Origin of the sequence: Peribacillus sp. YIM B13481 (genome assembly GCF_042787985.1) — a bacterium.
In the GTDB taxonomy this organism is placed as follows: domain Bacteria; phylum Bacillota; class Bacilli; order Bacillales; family DSM-1321; genus Peribacillus; species Peribacillus simplex_A.
This window is the reverse complement of sequence record NZ_JBHZPE010000115.1, coordinates 1-2,915: the sequence shown is the minus strand read 5'-3', so window position 1 is coordinate 2,915 and position 2,915 is coordinate 1. Positions and strand designations below refer to the sequence as shown.

General features: G+C 33.7%; 3 protein-coding genes and 1 pseudogene. 1 reads left to right on the top strand and 3 read right to left on the bottom strand.

Going from position 1 to position 2,915, the window contains the following annotated elements; translation table 11 throughout:
* Positions 1 to 107 precede the first annotated feature (107 nt).
* The 3 genes and pseudogenes from ACFX4X_RS25325 to ACFX4X_RS25315 all read right to left on the bottom strand — a co-directional run.
* A pseudogene (locus ACFX4X_RS25325) lies at positions 108 to 251 on the bottom strand (MFS transporter); the annotation flags it as partial.
* A complete protein-coding gene (locus ACFX4X_RS25320) occupies positions 252 to 875 on the bottom strand; it encodes a LysE family translocator (RefSeq protein ID WP_284470879.1) in 624 nt (207 codons plus the stop codon). It abuts the pseudogene before it with no gap.
* A complete protein-coding gene (locus ACFX4X_RS25315; RefSeq protein WP_061463125.1) occupies positions 865 to 1,356 on the bottom strand; it encodes an Lrp/AsnC family transcriptional regulator in 492 nt (163 codons plus the stop codon). The genes ACFX4X_RS25320 and ACFX4X_RS25315 overlap by 11 nt, the downstream gene beginning before the upstream one ends.
* Positions 1,357 to 1,845: 489 nt before the next feature.
* Here ACFX4X_RS25315 and ACFX4X_RS25310 point away from each other — a divergent pair, with 489 nt between their 5' ends.
* The gene (locus tag ACFX4X_RS25310) at positions 1,846 to 2,703 is read left to right on the top strand and encodes an MBL fold metallo-hydrolase (protein ID WP_377387625.1); all 858 of its coding nucleotides are present in this window, start codon (positions 1,846 to 1,848) and stop codon (positions 2,701 to 2,703) included.
* The last annotated feature ends 212 nt before the right edge of the window (positions 2,704 to 2,915 follow it).

The following is a 2,915-nucleotide window of genomic DNA, read 5'->3' as shown; positions in this document are numbered from 1 at the left end:
AGAAAACGCCATCCTTCCTGTATATTTCTACAAAAAGAATAGCGCTTTTTTCGTTATGATGATACAAATTCACCTTAGCTTGATGGCCATGTGGCGGTACCCCTACCTAGCAAAGAGGGAATTAGAATCCCACGTCGAAATCGCTTTTCAAGTGGAACAACAATAATACTTCCTACAAGACCGCCTACTCTAATTAAGGTATAATTAAATCACTTTGTGTCAGAAGTTAAATGTAATGTTGAAAGCAAATATTACAAAGTAATTAGTACACCATAAAAAGACCATAGGCTAAATAACAGTAAAATTAAGCCAGATGTTTTATTGATAATTATTAAAGAATATGCATTTATTCGATTCTTTAATAAGCTAACAACAATACTAAGAAATAACCACCATAGTATTGAACCTAAAAAAACTCCTAATACTAATATTAATTTCGCCATTAAGTCAATCTCTGAATTAGCTATTCCAAGCCCTGAAAAAAGGGCAATAAAAGACAAAATTGTTACCGGGTTAGTTATTGTTAAAAAGAAAGTAGATATATATGCCTTAATATTTTGTTCATTTTTACTTTTAGTAAGTATATTTGAGGGTTTTGATATATAAGTTTTAACACCCAAATAACCTAAAAAAATTCCGCCAATTAGTTGAAACCATAATTGTTGATTAATCAAATAATTAGTTATCACTGTTAAGCTTAGACACGCAATTAAACCATATAAACCATCCGCTGTTGCAGCACCTAAACCTGACATAAATCCAACGAATCTCCCGTTCTCAAGCGTTCTACGAATACATAAAATTCCGATAGGTCCTACAGGAGCCGCAATACTAAAACCAATGATAAGACCTTTGAGTAAGAATTCACTTGTCATTTTCTCCTACCTCATCAATAAAAAACTTATCTTTTTGCAAAGGAATTTTAAATGTTTCTTTCGTTGTATCCATTACTATTGTTGTTTTTGTTCGAAGTACCCCCTGCAGACTTTTGATTTCATAGCTAATCACTCTGTCTAAATCCTTGGTATTCCGACAACGAATTTTCAATAAATAATCATCATCCCCCGCAATATGATGACATTCTTGTACCTCCTCCAAATTAGTAATAAGATGTAAGAATTCTTCTCTATATTTTGGTTTTTCTAATGAGACTGATACAAAAGCTGTACACTCAGTTCCTACATTTTCTCCATCTATCTTGGCTCCAATCTCTTTAATTACTCCATTACTAATCAAACGATTGACACGATCAGCAACTGCTGGTGAAGACAATCCAATGTGAGATGCCAATTCAGCCCAAGTAACTCTACCATTATTCATTATTGATTGCATAATTTTATAATCGTAAGAATCCAAGTTAATCAACCTTTCTTTATAAACTTTTAATCATTTTAATATTTATTTAACAAAGAAACAAGTGGTATTTTCTTTAATAATGAAAAATAATATATATATATATAACAGTCTCAGAAATGGTCCTTTTCTGAACACATGTCATGGCGCTTTGAATCGTAACAAAATCGAGGTTTTAATTCCTAATAATGTCTTAGTGTATAATTTTCGCATTTTGACGTTGAGACCCCATATCCATCAAGCTAAAAAGAATGAATACCCCAAAAATGAAAATTTTAAGTTTCTTTTCCTAGAAACATTTTAGTTTTTCATCTTGGGGGACTTGAAAAATATTAACTTGATGGGCATGTGGCGGTACCCCGGACTTACCCCTTTTTGTTATCATTTGCAGTAACTCACGAAATATAAGCATATACGTTTAAAAAGGTGACAAAGGGTTTATTAAGATGCTTATGGAATTACTGAAGGATAGTATCTTTAGGGGGAAAGTATATGCAAACTTTGGAAAAAATCAGCAATCGGTGTTGGTATCAAACACCTGTTTCAGAAACGGATAGACCTATTCTAGGTGTAGTGGTTGGAGATAACAGATCGTTAATGATTGATGCAGGAAATTCAGAAGCACATGCTAATTGTTTTCTTAAAGAGCTTAAAGAACAAGGTATTCCACTTCCAAGCATCGTTGTGCTTACACATTGGCACTGGGATCATATCTTTGGTTTGTCTGCTTTGAATATGCTGTCTGTTGCTTCTATTCAAACGAAAGCTAAAATTAAGAACCTTGTTTCTTACGAATGGACAGATTCCGCTTTAGAAGAACGGGTGAAGTCGGGATTGGAAATTGAATTTTGTGCCAATGCAATCATAAAAGAATTTGGAAGTGAAAGAAATATTATCATATCATTACCAGATTTAACCTTTGAACAGAGAATGGAGATTGATCTAGGAGGAGTATCATGTCTTTTGCAGCATGTAGGTGGCAATCATTCCCCAGACTCTATCATTGTCTATATCAAAGAAGAAAAAATACTATTCCTTGGCGACTCTATTTATGCAGATATCTATTCAAACAAAAGGAATTATACGACTCAAAGTACGATTCAATTATTAGACACAATCGATCAATTTGATGCTGAAATCTATGTCCTATCCCATTGGAAGCCGATATCGAAGGATGAATATCAGAAGGAAGCAATACTATTAAGGACTGTAGCTACCTTGACAGATAAATATGAGGGACGCTTTGAAGATATAAAGAAATCTTATCAACTCAAGCTAAACAGAGAGCTAAATGAAGAAGAGCTTGAAACAATTGGATACTTTGTGAACGGGTTCGAAATAAATAATTAGCTTAGAGATCAGTCCTCAGTTTATAAGAATTCCTATTTAGTTAACGGTGGGCATTTTATAAAATTGGAGACGATGCCTTTCTTAATGAACTCCCTCAGTTTAATAGGGGGACCGCCACATGCCCATCAAGGCAAGATTGGACAGGTTACACTTAGTTGGACAATAAAAATAAGGGCATGTAGAATCATACACAATAAGTGAGGAGAATCTAC